The following is a 15,901-nucleotide window of genomic DNA, read 5'->3' as shown; positions in this document are numbered from 1 at the left end:
CGTGCCAACGGAATTCATCGAGAAGGACGAGCGGGGGCGGGTGCGCGAGCGCTACTTCGAGGACGACGAGGGCCGGCTGGAGGGAGTGGCGGCCACCTATGACGAGGACGGCCGGCTCGTCCAGGAATCGCACTGGCGCGCGGGCCTGCTGCACGGGCCCACGAGCCTCTACGGCTCCGACGGCCAGGTGGTGCAGCGGGTCATGTTCGCGGACGGCCAGCTCCACGGGCCGGCGGAACTCCAGGACGAGCAGGGGCGCTTCCGCATGCAGCTCGGATTCCATGAGGGCAGGACGCACGGCGAGCTGCTCGCCTGGCGGGATGGCCAGCCGCTGATGAAGCACACCCTCGAGGAGGACAGGCCCGAGGGTCCGCTCGAGCTCTATGAGGAAGGCAAGCTCACCCGCCGGGTGCTCTTCGAGCGGGGATGGCCCCTGGAGCAGGGACAGCCCGCGGAGCAGGACTCGAGGGGACCTGGACCGGAGGCCAGCGCGGACAGGCCCGCGGAGCAGGAACGACAAGCAGGGGAGCAACCCCCTGGATGGCTCCAGAGCTGGCTCCGAGGAGGCGGTGGTTCCTGACACACCATCACATGAGCGGAGAGCGCACTCCAATCCGTGGAGCGCCTCAACCCTTCACACCAAAGGAAGACACATGATGAGCCGGATGCTGTCGGTGGCGGTGGTTGCCGCCATGACGACCCTGGGACTCAGCACCTCGGCACGAGCCGAGTCCACTCCCCTCGTCATCACCCTGAAGGACAGCCCCCAGGTGGTGACCCTTGGCGGTGGCCCGGAGGGGAAGGAGGGAGCGGCCGTCGTGCTGACCCCCAACAAGGCCCAGCCCGGCCAGGGCTTCTGGCTCAAGCCGGTCGGGAAGCCCGAGGACAAGACGTTCAACATCGTCTCCCAGGCGAACCAACTGTGCGTGGACGTCGAGAACGGAAGCCGTGAGGACGGAGCCGCGATCATCCAGAAGCCGTGCAATGGCGCGGACTGCCAGGTGTTCCGCGTGAGCGACAGGGGCGCGGATGGGCACCGGGAGCTTCGCAACGAGTTCAGCGGCAAATGTCTGGTGGCCTCACCCGGCAAGGACTCCAAGCTCATCCAGGCCGCGTGCACCGGCCAGGACAATCAACGATTCCGCATAAGCCCCCCGCGCTAGCAGCCCTCGCCATGCAGCTCACGGCCGGAAGATGAACATGACGCAAAGCAAGAATTCACACGACAAGGAAAACACTCCATGAACGTCAAGACCCTGGCAGCACTCGTCGGCACCCTGTCCCTCGGCTCGCTCGCGGCGGGATGTGCAACCACCCACCGCTCGGCGGAGCCCGGCACGGAGAAAGGCACCCAGGGCGCTGGGAGCACCCGGGGCGGAGAGGCCTCGTGCGGGGAGGGCACCTGTAGCGGCAAGGCCACCCAGAAGGGCGGCGAGGCCTCGTGCGGGGAGGGCACCTGTAGCGGCGGCCAGAAGGCCACGGCTCCGGAGAAGGGCTCCCACGCGAGCTGCGGCGAGAGCGGTTGCGGTGGTGGCAGGTAGCGCCAGCGCTGATGGCGGAGAGCCCTCTCTCAGGAGACTCCACCCATGACCACGAGCCATGCACGAAGACATGGATTGACGCCGCTGGGAGCCGGTATCGGGCTGCGGCGGGAATTCCATGAGCTACTCCCCCGCACCGCGCGGGCACTGGACTGGGTGGAGTTCGTCTCCGAGAGCTTCCTCACCTTGGGCGGCCGCGCGCAACGGGCGCTGGATGCCTGCGCCGAGCGCTGGCCAGTGATTCCCCACGGGGTGGGACTCGACATCGGCGGGCCCGAGCCCCTGAACGAGGATTACATGACCCGGCTCGCGGCGCTGGTGGAGCGGGTGGACTCCCCCTTCTTCTCCGACCACCTGTGCTACGCGCGCCTGGGCGGGGTGTACCTGCACGACCTGCTGCCGCTGCCCTTCTCCGAGGAGGCGGTGGAGCACGTGGTGCCACGAGTCCGCGAGGTGATGGCGAGGGTGGAGCGACCCTTCCTGCTGGAGAACATCACCTACTACGCACACATGCCCGGGCGCACCCTGTCCGAGGCCGCCTTCCTCCGGGCAGTGGTCGAGGAGGCCGACTGCGGCCTGCTGCTCGATGTGAACAACGTGTACGTGAACGCGCGCAACCACGGCTACGACCCGAGGGCCTTCCTGGACGCACTGCCACTGGAGCGGGTGGTGCAGGTCCATCTGGCCGGCCACACGGAATTGCCAGACATGCTCATCGACAGCCACGGAGACACCGTCCGCGACGAGGTGTGGTCGCTCTACCAGTATCTCCTGGCACGCACCGGCCCGGTGTCGACGCTCATCGAGTGGGACCAGGACATCCCGTCGCTGGAGGCCGTGCTGGACGAGGCGGACCGGGCGCGTGCGGTGCTCGGAGCCCTGGGAGAACGGTGATGCCGGGCCTCCAGCATTTCTTCGAGTCCATGAGGACATACCTGGCGGAGCCCGGTGCGACGGGACTGGAGCGGCTGTACGCGGCGCACCCCGGGTGGGAGGCACCGCGCGCGCGGGTGGCTTTGTATGGGCGCTTCGTGCGCCACCACGTGGCGGATGGAGTGGAGAAACTCTTCCCACTGGTGCGGCGATGCGTGGGCGAGGCCGCCTGGGAAGAACTGGTGCGGGGTTACTTCGTCACCGGGCCCGCACGGCACTACGAACTCAATCGCCTGGGAGAGCACTTCCCGGACTTCCTCTCGGACAAGGCGCCGGAACGTGGGCTGCCCGCGTGGGTGCCGGAGCTGGCGCGCTTCGAGTGGACGGACTTCGCGGTGTACACCTCGGAGGAGCGGGTGCCAGTGACGGTGGAGCGGCTCTCGCCCAATCCCACGCTCGCGGTGCTGCGGCACTCCTGTCGGCTATGTGCCTTCGTCCGAGGTGGCGCGCAAGGCGAGCCGCGGTCGGGCGAGGAGCTGGCGCTGCTGTGGCGCCACCCGCGAGACCTGGTGTCCCTGTATATGGCCGCGGATGACGTGGCGTTGCTGGCCCTGAAGATAGCGGTGGAGGGGCTGGCTCCGGCCGAGGTGGCCGTGGCCACGGGAGTGGCGGAATCCGACATCCGCGCAGCGGTGGAGCGCTGCGTGGCGGATGGGCTGGTTCTCACCCCCTGAGCCGACGTTATCTCCAGACGCCTACCGTGGTTTCCGCGTTCGGCGGTCCGCGCTCGTCGCGGTGGGTCGTCGGGCGCGCGCCCGCTGTTCGAGCGCGGCCACCAGCAAGTCCATGCCGAAGTCGAACTCCGCCTCGTGATTGCACGCGGCCAGGTGGGGCGCGGCCCGGGCCACGTGGGGGAAGCCGGAATTCTCGAGTTCCGCACGGCGCTCCACCAGGCCCTCGAGGTTCTGGCCGCTGAAGGTCGGCCCGGAGGACACCTCGCGCAGGAGCGTCCCGACCAGGAAGGCGAGGACGGTCCTCAGGGCATGGACGGCCTCTTCCGGTGGAAAACCGGCCGCATGCAGCAGTCCGAGCGTTGACTCCGTGCCCACGAGGCCCTTGAAGGACTCGAGCTGACGTGTGAGCACCAGCGGGGCGGCCTGGGGGTGCTGGGCCGCCGCGTGGCGGAAGGCCGCCGCGAGCGCGCGGACATCCGTGCGCCAGTCACCGGTAGGCTCGGGCAGGCCGATGCGTCCCAGGAACAGCTCCGCGATTCCGTCGAGGACCGCATCCTTGTTGGCGACATGGTTGTAGAGGCTCATCGCGTCCACGCCGAGTTCCGCGGCGAGGCTCCGCATGCTCAGCGCCTCGGTCCCGCCACGGTCCACGAGCGTCAAGGCGGCCTCGAGGACCTTCTCCCGCGTGAGCCGGGGACCTCCCCTCGGCCGTCCGCGCCGCGGCGCCGCGCCCTCCGGCTCCATGTCGGGTTCACGCCCGTCGGAACGCTTCATGACATTGACAATACCTACGTCGTAGGATTATTTCCAGTCTACAGCGTAGGTAAACGCGGGAGGTGCCCGATGCGGCGTGAGTGGCTGGATTCCAATGTCGCGGACATGTCCAGGATGGGCGCGCGCATCGACACCTTCGACGGCATGGAGAGCGTGCCGGGAGGCTCCGGAGCCAGGCTGCGTTGGGCCCGGACGCGGGCCGCCCGGTTCCGCTCGGAGTTCGTGTCGACGGGAACGCCTGACAGCGTGGACACCTGTGACCTGGTCACGATGCCGTACCCCACGGCGTTTGGACTGTTCCGCGCCAGCACGGCGCTGTCTCCCTTCCTGTCCATCACCAATCGCATGCTGGTCATCCGCTGGCGCGAGTCCGATGGCCGGCGGCGCGTGCTGCTCTTCGAGCCGAGCGACGTCGAACTCGGCCGCAAGACGCCGTACTTCGCGGCGCTGGGTGAGCGCGTCCCCAGGCCTCTGCATTCCCTCCTCGTGAAGGAACACGGCACGGTGCTGGACCATCTGGCGCGCCTGCGGATCGCTCCGGAGGAGGTCGACTACCTGATGTTCGACCACCTGCACACCCAGGACCTGAGGCGCTGGGTGGGGACGACCGCCCCGCAGGAGGACCTGGGCGGCGTCGTGAAGCCTCTCCTTCCCAATGCCCGGGTCATCGTTCAACGCGATGAACTCGCCGCCATGGCGGATCTGCATCCCCTGCAGCAGCCGTGGTACCAGGCGGCGACGTTCGCGGACCTCCGGCCCGACGTCTTCCTCGCCATCGAGGGAGGGCACGTCCTCGGGCCCGGTGTCGCCGTGGTCGCCACGCCGGGTCACGTCTTCGGCAACCAGTCCCTCGTGCTGAACACGTCCACTGGCATCTGGGCCAGCAGTGAGAATGCCATCGCCGCGGAGTGCCTGACCCCGGAGCACTCGCGCATGCCAGGGCTCGCGCGGTGGGCGCGCACCTGGGGGCAGGAGGTCATCCTCAATGCCAATACCCTGGAGACCACCGCGGACCAGTACAACTCGCTGATCCTCGAGAAGACGCTGGTCGATCGCTCCCTGGCGGACGAACGGTTCCTTCAGTTCTTCCCCTCCAGCGAGCTCACCGCGTCATGGACCCAACCCGGCACGGCCCCCACGTTCAGCCACCGGGCCATCCATCACCGGGGCTGACCGCCCCATTCCCTGAAGTCCTTCCCCCCAAGAAAAGAGGTACGCATGCCCACCGAGCAAGTCCGCGAGGCACGGCAGAAGCTGGTGTTGAACCACTTCCACGACGAGGTGAAGCAGAACTGGGATGACGTCCTGTCGACCTTCCCGAACCCCCGTTACGAGCTGATCCCCACCCTGACGGTGCACGACGGCGACAGCATGGTGCGCAGGTACTACCGCGACACCCGCATCGCGTTCCCAGATCAGCACCACGAGATCATCGCGCTGCGGCACAGCGACGACGCCGTCATCGTCGAATTCTGGTTGATGGGCACCCACCTGGGTCCGCTGGGCCAGATTCCCGCCACCGGGAACTCGTTCCGGGTGCGCATGACGGCGTACTTCATCTTCGACGCGACCGAGACGCTGGTCTGCGAGCGCGTCTACTTCGACACCCTCAGCATCCTCAAGCAGCTCGTCGGCGGCCTCGACATGAAGCAACCGAAGAACTGGCTCCTCGCCGCCCAATGCCTCAAGGGACTCCTGGCGATGTCCAGCGACAAGCCGGTCCCCTCCCTGACCGAGACCACCCCGCCCACCTTCAACGCATAGGGCAAGGGGAAAGCCCATCGCGGGTGTGGGGATGTGTCACTTCCCTGGGCCAGGAACTCGGTGCGGGCCCACGTGAGGTGGCCCGCACCCGCGAGGAGCAAGGAGGCTCCCAGCCAGATGCGCGCAAGGGTCCTCAGGAGACTGGGGCGTGCCACGGCAACGTCTTGAGACATGACTTGAGACATGAATCCTCCAAGGGAAGTTCGTGGATGCTGGCCGACAGGCCTTGAGCAGCGGATGCCGAGCAACGGCTCACCACCGATTTCGTGCTGCGCGAGATGAGCGAGCAGGGCCCGGGCTATGCGTTGCTGTTCGAGGGGCTGTGGAGCCCCGGCATCGGCCTCGTCGCCGACCTGCTGGCCATCGCTCGCCAGCGCCGCCCCGGGAGGGAGGAGGAGCGCGCGGGCGCGGTGATGCTGATCACCTCGCTCTCCGCCTTCACGGCGACAGAGCCCGTGTCGCTCGCTTTCCTCGGGTGGGAACGGCTCGACGGGACCCGCCGCGATACCGTGATGGTCCTCGCCAGGCGCCTGCTGGACGGTCTCGTCGGGCGCTGACGCCCCTGGCAAGGCGGGCTGCTTCAGGACGGGGCGGAGCCGCGGGGCAGCCGCACGGAGAAGGTCGTGCCCGCGACCGAGCTGGAGCTCGCGGTGATGGAGCCCCCGTGGGCCAGGACGATCTGCTGCGCGATGTAGAGCCCCAAGCCCAACCCCTGGCGCGAGCTGTCCGCGGAGCGGCGGAAGGGATCGAAGACATGGGGCAGCAGCGACTCGGGGATGGGCGTGCCCTGGTTGCTCACCACGAGGACGATCTCCTGGCCCTCTTCGCGGAGGTCCACCGTCACCGGGGTGTTCCCGGCCCCGTGCTTCAACGCGTTGCTCACGAGGTTGGAGATGACCTGGGCGAGCCGATCCAGATCCCACTCTCCGGTGTAGGGACCCTGGCCAGGGGAGAACACGATGCGGCCCGGGTGCGTGATGTCGAACTCCTCGAGCGTGGTGCGAACCAACCCCACCATCTCTCCGGGCCGGCGCTGCAGGGGAATGCCTCCGCCCATCCGGGCGCGGGTGAAGTCGAGCAGGTCGGTGATCATCCTCGACATGCGCTCCCCGCTCTGGACGATGCGTCGCACCCGGGCGAGCGCGGACTCGGAGAGGCTCTCCCGGCGCAGCAGCGTCTCGGCGGCCAGGGTGATGGCGTGGAGCGGGCTGCGCAGATCGTGACTGACGATGCCCATCAACCGCTCGCGGAACTGCTCGGCGCGCTTGCTCTCGGTGGTGTCCCGGAAGAACACGGCCAGCCCGCCCTCCGCGGTGGGGTAGGCGTTCACGCTCGCCCAGAGATCCTGCGGGGGGTAGTACTCCTCGAAGTGCACGGGTACCCGCTCATTCATCGCGCGGTGGTACTCACGCCAGTACGCGGACTCGGGATTGTCGATGGCGGGGAAGACATCCCAGAGGATACGGCCGAGCTCCTCCTCGCGTCTCTTCTGGCTGATGAGCTCCTGATTCTTGTTCACCTGGGTGATGCGGAAGTCCCTGTCGAGCAGGACGAAGGGATCCCCATGCTCCAGCACCTCCGCCGCGCGCTGACTCTGGAGCAGCGCCTGCTCGGCCTGCTCGCGCAGACGGGTCTGCTCACGTAGCAGTTGCTCGCGCTCCTCCTCGCGGTGCTTGCGTTCGGTGATGTCCTGGAAGAAGGCGGCGATCCCCTCGTCGATGGGGTAGACGTGGACCTCGAACCAGCGCTGCCAGGGGATGTAGAAGTTCTCGAAGGAGAGCGGGATGCGCTCGGCGGCCACGCGCTGGTAGTAGCGCTCCACGTTCGTTCCCCGGGCAGCGGGGAAGACTTCCCAGTGGTCGCGGCCCAGCAGCTGCTCGCGCGACATTCCCATGAAGCGCTCCGCCTCGCGGTTGACATAGGTGAAGCGCCAATCCTGATCGAAGGAGAGGAAGGCCTCGGACATGCTCTCCAGAATGGCCGTGAGCCGCTTCCTCTCTCGCTCGGTGGCCTCGCGCTCGCGCACACGCTCGGTGATGTCGAGCACCGTGCCGACGAGGCGCACCGCCCGTCCGTTCTCATCGAAGAGGGCCCGCCCGTTGCCGGACAACCATCGCTCGATACCGTCCCTCAGGCCCACGGTGCGGAACTCGATTTGATGGGAGCCACTGCCGGTCGGACTCAAGGAGTGCTGCACCACCTGATGCACGCGCTCACGGTCTTCCGGGTGCAGCGCGGAGAGGTGGACGGAATAGTCCAAGGTGGCATCCGGAGGCAGGCCGAGCAGGTGCAGGCAGCGCTCGTCGGCGTGCACCACGTCGGTGAGGGGGTCGTAGTCCCACGTCCCCAGGCCAGTGGCCTCGATCGCCAGTCGCAGGTGCGCCTCACGCAGCTGCGGTGCTCCGAGACCGGGTGGGATGCGGTGGCTGGCTTCGGGTGAGCGCTCGCCGAAGACGGACTCCGTGTGCTCCAGGGCGGCTCGCAGCCAGTCGTGGAGCCGTTGGGTGTCCTCGGCAGGGGGCTGCTGGCTGGGAGGGAGGGACGTCCCGAGGCTCGAGAGGAGCCGCCCGAGGAGGGCGAACTCGGCCTTCACGTCCTCCTGCGTGTAGCCCAACCTCAGACGCCGCCGGAGGTGAGCCTCTTCCAGACTCCGCCGTGTGTAGCCAGGGTCCTCGCGCTGATCGCGGGAGGATGTGCGCAGGGTAGCGAGATACTCGGGGAGGTTGTCGATGACATCCTGGGGGCTCACGGCCCTGGCGGACGGAAGCCGACTGGCCTCCTCGAGGTATCGCAGGAGCAGCGACTCTCGATTCCGCTCGATGAGTTCCGCAAGGGACGGCATGGCCGAGAGTGCTCCCCCGAGCCCTCAGCGTTCACCAATCCCCGACCCGGTTGGGATGAAATCTTCCAGCAAGTTGCGCTCCCGACAAATCCCGAGAGAGGTGTTCGAGAGTGAGCCTGCCCCACGTCACCGGGGCAAGGCCCATCCGGACGAGGGCACCCTCGTGGGCAAGCAGGCCGGTGGCTGGAAGAGCGCCCTCGAGGAGGTGCTGTCGTTGCCGGGAGGGACCACGTAACCTTCGGGTCGGCATGCGCGGCCCCCCTGTCCACGATGCCGCACCAGGAGAATGCACTCATGGAGCACAAGCGATTCTTCGACGAGATGTTCGCGCACGTGGATGCGCTCGACGCCCGCGGCTTCTCGTCGTTCTTCACCGAGGGGGGCGTCTTCCGTTTTGGCAACAACGAGCCGGTTTCGGGCCGCGGCCGCATCGAGGACTTCATCGCCGGGTTCTTCTCGGCCATCGGCGGCATCAGCCACCAGTTCCAGAACTGCTGGACTCTGGAGGACCGCGCCTTCGCCAACGGGCTGGTGACCTACGTGCGCAAGGATGGGAGCAAGCTCACGGTGCCGTGGGCGACCATCTCCCGCTTCGAAGGCGGCAAGCTGGCCGAGTACAACGCATACGTCGACGCGTCGAAGCTCTTCAACCCGTAACCGGCCGCACGCGAACCTTCGTCAGCGCCGCTCCAGGCGGCGCCATGAGCCCGCGCGTGCGGTCTCCTCGAAGTCCGTGAGGGTTCCGGGCAGCGGCGCATCCCCGTACACCAGCAGGGTGTTGAAGGGAGCCAGCTGCCGCGCGGAATTCGCGTCCAACGCCTGCGGCAGCGAGTGGCCCGGGCGGAAGCGCACGGGCTGGTGGTCCGCATCGGCGAAGAAGTGGTGCCCCACTCCGCCCTGGGTGGCCGTCCACCACTGGCCGAGGTGCTCCAGGTAGACGAGGCGGCTGTCCCGGGCCCGGTTCCCGACGAGCGAAAGGTAGCCGTGCACCCCTTGGGGCGGAGGACTCGCCACCAGTGTCTCGAGTCCCGCCACCTCCTGCTTGAAGCGCCAGTGGTAGCGGGCCGTCTCGGCGAGCGAGGCCACCACCACGAGCATCAGCAGCAGCCGCAACCGCCGGGCGATGTATGCCGGGTCCACCAGCACGAGGGCGACGACGCCCGCGAGCACCGGCAGCCGCACGTGGATGAGCCACGCGCCCGAGAGCGCCTTGGGCGTCACCAGGAAGAGCGCGCCCAGCGCGAGGAAGAGCACCCAGGGCGCCCGGGGCTCCTCGCGCCGATGGCGCAGGTACGCCACCACGAAGACCAGGGTCACCAGCAGCGGGCCCACGACGGCGAGACGGCCCTCGGGGCGGTAGTTGCGCAGGAGCCAGTTGAAGTGCGAGCCCCACCCGTAGTCCGTGGCCATGTGGTCGCCGGCGGTGACGGCCCTGGAGGCGAGCGTCACCACGCGGGTCGCGCAGAGGGCCAGGGGGAGCGCGAGGCCCGCGGCGGCGAGCCCCACCGCCCGGCGCCGGGACTCGGAGGTGAGCGCGAGCGCGGCCACGCCGACACAGAGGGCCCCGAAGGCGACGAGGTGCGAGAGCATCGTCGCCGTGGAGAAGAGCGCGAGCCCCACCACCGCGCCCACGGCGCGCCCCGGGCCGCGCAGGGCGTGCAGGTAGAGCGCGAGCGAGAGCAGGGCGAGCGGCAGCGAGAAGAAGCTCGGGAGGAAGCCGTACCAGTAGGAGATGTTGAAGGCGAGCGGCAACCCGAACACCACCGTCCACGTGGGCCGGCGCAGGACCCGCGCGAGTGCCAGGTGGGACAGGGGAAGGAGCATCAGCGCCGTCCAGGCGGCCAGCCGCGCCGCGAAGGCACCATTCGTCAGCAGCGTCACTGGCAGGAAGAGCCAGATGGGCAGCCCGTAGCCGAGCGGGAGGTGCGCCTCGTAGTCGGCGGACACCTGGGGATTACCCCGGACGAGCTCCGCGAGCGTCTGCATCTGGGCCGCGTGGGCGGGCAGATCCACGGAGGGAGGAATGCCACTCACGCACCAGGCGGCGAAGCCCCCCCAGGCCACCAGCAGGAGGACGGTCTTCCAGGGCTCGTCGGAGGGGATGGGTGCGGCCAGCGGCTCTCGGGACATGTTTTCCGCGCACCTTATACCGTCGCCCTCCGCTCCCGGACACCCCGGCAAGAGGCGCCCGTCCATCTCAATGGATGCGGAGTACCTGCTGGCACGCCTGGGGCAACAGCCGCGAGGACCTTCCCGCGATGCACGAGATGACCGTCGGCATCCCGCGCACCACCGCACCCGCGAAGTACGCTTCCCGCCGTTCACTCGGGCCGAGCATGCGCAGGTACGTGCACTCCGTCCTGGCGCCGTCGATGGCGCAGGGAAGGCGCGACTCCAGGAAGCTCGCCCGGGGGACGTCCTTGAACGTCAGCATGCCCACCCGCACGGAGTCTCGCAGGCGGGAGGCATCGGGGAGCCGGGTCCAGTCGAGCCGTGAGCCGTCGCCGCACTCGATCCGGCCGCTGCCATTCTCCGCCGTGAGGTTGCACCCGTCGGGCGCGACGAGCTCCCGGCCCGCGAGCGCGGCATCCGATTGCGCCACGGCCACCCCCTCCTCGGGGAGGGCCCTCCACGGTTGCGACGCGAGCTGCTCCAGCACCCGCCCACAGCGGGCCTGAGGCTCCGGCGTGCCACGGGCCTTGCAGAGGAGCCGCCGCGCCCCCTTTCCCTTCACCGGCACGACGGCGAACACCGAGGACTCCTGCGCCTCGGTCACCTTCGGGCGCATGCTCAGGAGGCGCACCTTGCGGCCCGCCAGCGTGGCCTTCACCTCCTTGAAGGTCACTCCCCCCGCGGCCTGTTTCTGGAAGGTGCGGCGGCTGCGCTGCCATAGCCTCTGGGCGGAGACGCCCGCGTGGTCCGAGAGGACGGCACTGAAGTCACCGCACTCGTAGCTCCACCCCTCACCGCCGAACGGCTCCGCCGTACAGCCCGCCAGAAGAGACCGCGGGCCCGCGTGGGCGGACAGCGGGCACACCGCCGCACAGAGCACAAGGGCCAGGCCCGGCAGGAAATGGATCGAAAGGGCGCGAATCAACGGCGCTCAGCTTATCAGGACCTCGCCGCACAAGAGAACGCTGGTCCGGCTCCAGGTTCGCGCCACCTGCCCGTTTCCCGCTTCTCCTTCCACCCTCGGAGTGGGGCGGCATGCTCTCGCTCCACAATCCCATGAACATCAAAGAAACGAATCGATGCCTGTCTGCCTGCTTCCTGCTCGTTCTGTCCGCTTGTGAGGAGGAAAGAAGCGAGGAGCAGGTCCGAATCACGGTGACCTGCGCGGCGGCCACTTTGGACGTCATGAAAAGCACCCAATGTTCGGCGAACGCGACGGATCCGGACGGACGCCCCGCGGATGTCGGTTCCCTGAGCTGGAGCAGCAGCGATGGGGAGCTGGCGGGAGTGGATTCGACGGGGCGGGTGGAGGCCCGCGCCAGGGGCACTGTCACCATCCGGGCGACGGCCTTCTCGACCAGGTATGACGTCCTCCCCGGTGAGGCCACGCTGAACGTCCAGGGCCTCATCCATTCGGGGAACATCACTGCCTCTGAAACGTGGCGGGCAGCGGACAACCCCCACGTGGTGCGCACCTTCCTGACGGTGGCTGGCGCCAACGCTCCCCAACTGACTTTGGAAGCCGGCGTCGTGGTCCGCTTCCAGCCCCTCGCGACACTGGATGTGGGTGGCACGGAAACCGGGATCCTCTCCGTGGAAGGAACCGAGGCGAGCCCCGTACTGCTCACCTCCGATGACCCAGACACCGCCTCTGAATCCCGCTCCTGGGCGGGGATCCTGGTGAACGAACACTCCTCCCTCCGCCTCCATCACGCCGTCATCGAAGGCGTGAATGGGAATTCGCTGGGTGGCGCCTTGTACGTGAATGGCTCCCTCCTCGCCGACAACGTCACCGTGCGCCGGTGTCTCGGAGGTGCTTATCTGCTCGATGGTGGCACGTTCGCCCCCGGCTCCACGAAGCTCCGGGTGAATGGGTGTGGCCATCCGCTCTCGAGCCGGGCCGATGCGGTGGGCTCCATTCCCACGGACAGCGAATTCACGGGCAACCAGTCCAACGCGGTCTTCGTCTCGGGCTCCGTCAAGCACAGTCAGACGTGGCCGAACCTGGGGGTGCCGTATGTCATGCGAAGTGACCTCTACGTAATGGACCTCCAATCCAGGCCGGTGCTCACCCTGGTCCCGGGGACCGAGATCCGGATGGCCCCGGACAAGGAAGTCTGGGTTGACGAACAAGGGAGTCTCGTGGCCCAGGGCACCGCCACGCGGCCCATCCGCTTCGTGGCGCACTCATCCACGCCCTCACCGGGTTTCTGGAAGGGTCTGACCTTCGGCGATGCCGGGGGCAGCAGGCTCGAGCATGTCTCCGTCTCCCATGCCGGCCCGGCGGCATTGACCGTCCGCCAGGAGCTGGGCGCCTTCGTGACCCGGAGCGAGTTCACCCACTCCTCCGGCTGCGGCCTCCTCCGCGCGCTCGAGGTGACCACGGACTTCACCCGCGCCGAGTACGGCAACACCTTCTCCGACAACGTCCTGGGCGCGCAGTGCCCACCGCGGGACGACCCGAGCGCTCGCCCAACCAGGGAGGCGGACGACTCGTAGGAGGCGAGGGAGCGGAACGGGTTTTCTGATCCTCCCGGCTGCGGTGTCAAAGAGTGCGAATCGCGGGACGTGAGCCAGATGACCCCGAAGTACTCGCTGGAGACAACACGATGAGAAGAACCCTTCGCATGACGGCGGCGCTCGCGCTCGCCGGTCTGGTCCTGCACGGCTGTGAGCACCCGGACAACCCGCCAGATGGGCAGAATCCACCCCCCGTGGATCCCGAGGAGACTCGCGGCCAGGACTCGCGCACCTATACGGTCGACGAGGCGGCCCTGCCCTTCACCGCCCTGTCCAACGCCCCCGAGAGCGACCGCTGGTGGGGCACCCTCGAGGGCAGCGGCTATCGCATCGAGGTCCCCAAGAACTGGAATGGCATGCTCGTGATGTACGCGCACGGGTACGCCGGCACCGCGAGCACCCTCAACGTCAGCACCCCCAGCATCCGGCGCCACCTCCTCGAGAACGGGTACGCCTGGGCCGCTTCGAGCTACTCGAAGAACTCCTATGACGTGCGCGCGGGAATCGAGGACACCAACGCCCTCGCGCTCGCCTTCACGCGCATCGCCTCCGAGCGGGGCCGCCCGCTCGAGGCCCCTCGCAAGACGTACATCATCGGTCACTCCATGGGCGGACATGTCGCCGCCGCCGCCATCGACGCGGAGACCCTCGAGACCGCCAACCACAAGGTCCGCTACGACGGCGCCGTCCCCATGTGCGGCGTGCTGGGCGACTCGGAGCTGTTCAATTACTTCGCCGCCTACGGGCTCGCCGCCCAGCAGCTCGCGGGCTACCCCGCCTCGGGCTGGCCGGTGGAGGACTGGGCGCTGATCCAACCTGGCGTGAAGGCCGCGCTCTTCAAGACCTACCCCACCGAGGTGACTCCCCAGGGCGACAAAGTGAAGCAGGTCGTCAAGCACCTGACCGGTGGCGAGCGGCCCCTGTTCGACCCCGGCTTCAGTGGCCCCCTGGCCAGGAGCATCCAGGACCTGCTCTGGGGCACCTTCGGCGGCTCCGGCACCTTGGACGGCATCCTCAACCGGGACGGCATCTCCACCGTGGACATCCAGTTCCAGTTCGATGCCGACGCGAGCCTCTCCGCCGAGGAGCAGGCGTTCAATGCCTCCATCTACCGCGTGCGCGGAGACCCCGAGGCCAACAGGCTCCGCCGCGATGGGCTCCGATGGATTCCCAAGACGAATGCCCGCATCTCGGTTCCCGTGGTCAGCCTCCACACGCTGGGCGATCTGTTCGTCCCCTTCAGCATGGAGCAGATCTTCAAGCGCCGCGCGGATGCCCAGGGCACCTCCCAGTGGCTCGTCCAGCGCGCCATCCGCGGCGTCAGCCACTGCGATTTCACCACCGCCGAACAGGTCGCCGCCTTCGATGCCATGGTCCAGTGGGAGCAGCGGGGCCTCAAGCCCCAGGGGGACGAGGTGCTCGACCCCGCCGTGGTCTCGAGCTCCTCGTACGGGTGCGCCTTCACCAACAACACCGTGGGCCCCGACGACCCCCAGACGACGGGCCTGATTCGCGCTTCCATCGTCTCCGCCTATCCCTGCCCGGCGCGCTGAGGCACGGGTTCACGCCTTCGGAGTGCTACAGTCCCCCGGTGCTCGAGTTTCCCGCGATGCTCCACGGCCTCACCGGCGCCGTCCTGCGCAAGGTGAGGGTCAGGGGGATAGAACGTGGCCATGCGTCTATGCGCTTGCTTCTCACTGCTGCTCTTTCTCTCCGCCTGCGCGAGCGCGCCCCCTTCACCGTCGATGCCTCGGCCTCACGTCTTCGTCCCGACTCTTCCCCCAGGCCCGAGCATCCGTCTCGTGTCCTCGCCGATGGAGCCGGTGCAGCAAGGGGCGCGGATTGGAAGGGCGGACCTGGACCGGGTCCGGGCGTTGCTGTCTCGGGCGCGTAATGACTTGGAGCCGCGTCAGTGGGAGGCGTTGGATCGCAAGCTGACCGCGGCGGAACGGGCCTTCGAGCGCTTTTCCACAGCCGCGAAAACGAGCGAGCAAGCCGCCGAGGTGGTGAGGGGCGCAGAGGGTTTTGCTCAGACGGGCCGTGCCAGGACGTTCGCCGGGGCGCTCTCCCGGGTGGGCCCGTTGCTCGTGGGCCTCGTCCTGCTCTGGCCCTCCAGCACCGCCGGGCTGGAGTCCGACAGCCGCCCACCCTGGGTCGATGCTCAACGGGAGTTCGAGGCACGGCTGCGAGACGTGTCGGAGGCCTCGCGGCAGCTCATGGTGGAACTCGAGGCCCAGCCTCGTGCGGCGAAAGCACCGGCCCGGGAGCCCTCGCCGCAGAAGCAGCCCGCGACCGCCCTCACCGAGGAAGACGACACGAGATGCAAGCCCATCCCATTGCCGCGCCACCTGGGCGGGCATGACCCGCACAACGAGTGCGCGGACAAGATGCCGAACAACAGCTTCCCCGGTGGGGATGTGTACGTGAATGGGAAGAACTTCGACGCGCTGCAACTCGCCACGCGCACGCTGTGGGAGGTCAAAACGGATGATTTTGAAAAACAACCGCCTCGCTCGCAGCAGTTCCTTGTCAGAATGAAACTGCCGGAAATACAGCGCGAGAAAAAACTCGCGGAAGCATGTGGATACAACTTCGCCGTTGGCGTCAAAAGCGCCGCACACCAGGCGATACTGGAGAGTTTGGATGATACCCTCACCGTCGTCCTCATGAACTGGTGCTGA

General features: G+C 68.0%; 17 protein-coding genes. 13 read left to right on the top strand and 4 right to left on the bottom strand.

The window, feature by feature from the left end:
- The first annotated feature begins 1 nt into the window (after position 1).
- The 5 genes from D187_RS54625 to D187_RS02570 all read left to right on the top strand — a co-directional run bounded on the left by D187_RS54625 (position 2) and on the right by D187_RS02570 (position 3,148).
- Positions 2–580, top strand: coding sequence for a toxin-antitoxin system YwqK family antitoxin (locus D187_RS54625; protein ID WP_002623042.1), 579 nt, complete (start codon positions 2–4; stop codon positions 578–580).
- Positions 581–653: 73 nt separating this feature from the next.
- On the top strand, positions 654–1,163 hold the full coding sequence (locus tag D187_RS02585; RefSeq protein ID WP_002623043.1) for an RICIN domain-containing protein: 510 nt from the start codon (positions 654–656) through the stop codon (positions 1,161–1,163).
- 78 nt (positions 1,164–1,241) lie between these two features.
- Positions 1,242–1,541, top strand: coding sequence for a hypothetical protein (locus D187_RS02580; RefSeq protein ID WP_002623044.1), 300 nt, complete (start codon positions 1,242–1,244; stop codon positions 1,539–1,541).
- A 45-nt stretch (positions 1,542–1,586) separates the two neighbouring features.
- Positions 1,587–2,435 (top strand): MbnB/TglH/ChrH family RiPP precursor modification enzyme, encoded by an 849-nt coding sequence (locus D187_RS02575; RefSeq protein WP_002623045.1) that lies wholly within the window; start codon positions 1,587–1,589, stop codon positions 2,433–2,435.
- On the top strand, positions 2,435–3,148 hold the full coding sequence (locus D187_RS02570) for an HvfC/BufC N-terminal domain-containing protein (protein ID WP_002623046.1): 714 nt from the start codon (positions 2,435–2,437) through the stop codon (positions 3,146–3,148). The genes D187_RS02575 and D187_RS02570 overlap by 1 nt, the downstream gene beginning before the upstream one ends.
- Positions 3,149–3,169: 21 nt before the next feature.
- On the opposite strand, the gene D187_RS02565 is transcribed toward D187_RS02570, so the two are convergent.
- The gene (locus tag D187_RS02565) at positions 3,170–3,922 is read right to left on the bottom strand and encodes a TetR/AcrR family transcriptional regulator C-terminal domain-containing protein (protein ID WP_211241434.1); all 753 of its coding nucleotides are present in this window, start codon (positions 3,920–3,922) and stop codon (positions 3,170–3,172) included.
- A 69-nt stretch (positions 3,923–3,991) separates the two neighbouring features.
- On the opposite strand from D187_RS02565, the gene D187_RS02560 reads away from it, so the two are divergent.
- From D187_RS02560 to D187_RS02550, 3 genes are all read left to right on the top strand, one after another.
- Entirely contained in the window at positions 3,992–5,095 is a 1,104-nt protein-coding gene (locus tag D187_RS02560; protein ID WP_002623048.1) for an MBL fold metallo-hydrolase, read from the top strand.
- A gap of 45 nt (positions 5,096–5,140) precedes the next feature.
- Complete coding sequence (locus D187_RS02555) at positions 5,141–5,686, top strand: ester cyclase (protein ID WP_002623049.1); 546 nt, start codon at positions 5,141–5,143, stop codon at positions 5,684–5,686.
- Positions 5,687–5,952: 266 nt separating this feature from the next.
- Positions 5,953–6,243 (top strand): hypothetical protein, encoded by a 291-nt coding sequence (locus D187_RS02550; RefSeq protein ID WP_002623052.1) that lies wholly within the window; start codon positions 5,953–5,955, stop codon positions 6,241–6,243.
- A 23-nt stretch (positions 6,244–6,266) separates the two neighbouring features.
- Here the strand turns inward: D187_RS02550 and D187_RS49330 are convergent, their stop codons facing one another.
- A complete protein-coding gene (locus D187_RS49330) occupies positions 6,267–8,528 on the bottom strand; it encodes a sensor histidine kinase (RefSeq protein WP_002623053.1) in 2,262 nt (753 codons plus the stop codon).
- Between the two features lie 73 nt (positions 8,529–8,601).
- Here D187_RS49330 and D187_RS56305 point away from each other — a divergent pair, with 73 nt between their 5' ends.
- Positions 8,602–8,763: a hypothetical protein gene (locus tag D187_RS56305; protein WP_162159612.1), complete on the top strand. Its 162-nt coding sequence runs from the start codon at positions 8,602–8,604 to the stop codon at positions 8,761–8,763.
- A 59-nt stretch (positions 8,764–8,822) separates the two neighbouring features.
- Positions 8,823–9,185, top strand: coding sequence for a nuclear transport factor 2 family protein (locus D187_RS02540; RefSeq protein WP_002623055.1), 363 nt, complete (start codon positions 8,823–8,825; stop codon positions 9,183–9,185).
- 21 nt (positions 9,186–9,206) lie between these two features.
- Here D187_RS02540 and D187_RS02535 read toward each other — a convergent pair whose 3' ends face one another.
- Both D187_RS02535 and D187_RS02530 read right to left on the bottom strand, forming a co-directional pair.
- Complete coding sequence (locus tag D187_RS02535) at positions 9,207–10,658, bottom strand: hypothetical protein (RefSeq protein WP_002623056.1); 1,452 nt, start codon at positions 10,656–10,658, stop codon at positions 9,207–9,209.
- Positions 10,659–10,725: 67 nt separating this feature from the next.
- Complete coding sequence (locus tag D187_RS02530) at positions 10,726–11,625, bottom strand: hypothetical protein (protein WP_002623057.1); 900 nt, start codon at positions 11,623–11,625, stop codon at positions 10,726–10,728.
- Between the two features lie 110 nt (positions 11,626–11,735).
- Here D187_RS02530 and D187_RS02525 point away from each other — a divergent pair, with 110 nt between their 5' ends.
- The 3 genes from D187_RS02525 to D187_RS51565 all read left to right on the top strand — a co-directional run bounded on the left by D187_RS02525 (position 11,736) and on the right by D187_RS51565 (position 15,901).
- Entirely contained in the window at positions 11,736–13,199 is a 1,464-nt protein-coding gene (locus tag D187_RS02525; protein ID WP_020917740.1) for an Ig-like domain-containing protein, read from the top strand.
- 110 nt (positions 13,200–13,309) lie between these two features.
- Complete coding sequence (locus D187_RS02520; protein ID WP_002623059.1) at positions 13,310–14,773, top strand: alpha/beta hydrolase family protein; 1,464 nt, start codon at positions 13,310–13,312, stop codon at positions 14,771–14,773.
- Positions 14,774–15,022: 249 nt separating this feature from the next.
- Positions 15,023–15,901: a DUF6310 domain-containing protein gene (locus tag D187_RS51565; protein ID WP_002623060.1), complete on the top strand. Its 879-nt coding sequence runs from the start codon at positions 15,023–15,025 to the stop codon at positions 15,899–15,901.

It is taken from the genome of Cystobacter fuscus DSM 2262, from assembly GCF_000335475.2.
Taxonomy (GTDB): domain Bacteria; phylum Myxococcota; class Myxococcia; order Myxococcales; family Myxococcaceae; genus Cystobacter; species Cystobacter fuscus.
The sequence above is the reverse complement of the archived record's forward strand: the minus strand, read 5'-3'. Positions and strand labels throughout refer to the sequence as shown.